The organism is Streptomyces sp. SID14436 (assembly GCF_010548465.1).
Classification (GTDB): Bacteria; Actinomycetota; Actinomycetes; order Streptomycetales; family Streptomycetaceae; genus Streptomyces.
This window is the reverse complement of record NZ_JAAGMD010000826.1, coordinates 1-413: the sequence shown is the minus strand read 5'-3', so window position 1 is coordinate 413 and position 413 is coordinate 1. Positions and strand designations below refer to the sequence as shown.

Sequence of the window (413 nt, the reverse complement as noted above, 5' to 3'; positions counted from 1 at the left end):
CAGTGCCTTGCGGGTGAGTTCCTGCAGCCGCGCCTGGACCCCGGCGGGCGGCGGGGTGCGGGCGGCCAGCGCGACGGCGCGGCCGGCCTCGGTGCTGTCGCCGGTGTCGACCACGAGCGCGGTGGCGTGTCCGGCCACCACGGTGGTGCCCTCGAAGACCATGCAGGTCCGCCGGGCCACCGGTGCGCCGGGGGTCGGGCCGACGTCCTTGGACACCGGCAGCGACTCCCCGGTGAGCGACGACTCGTCGACCTCCAGGCCGTCGGCCTCCAGCAGGCGCGCGTCCGCCGGTACGACGTCACCGGCGCCCAGGTCGATGCGGTCGCCGGGGCGCAGCCGGGCGGCGTCGACGGTGACGGTGCGCCGACGGGCGTCCTGGCGGCGGGCCTTGGGCTGCTGCCGGGCCGCGAGCC

The 413-nt window shown here is 78.5% G+C and carries 1 pseudogene; it reads right to left on the bottom strand.

Annotation, left to right across the window (positions count from 1 at the left end):
- Positions 1 to 413, bottom strand: a pseudogene (locus G3I53_RS30045) (cation-translocating P-type ATPase); the annotation flags it as partial.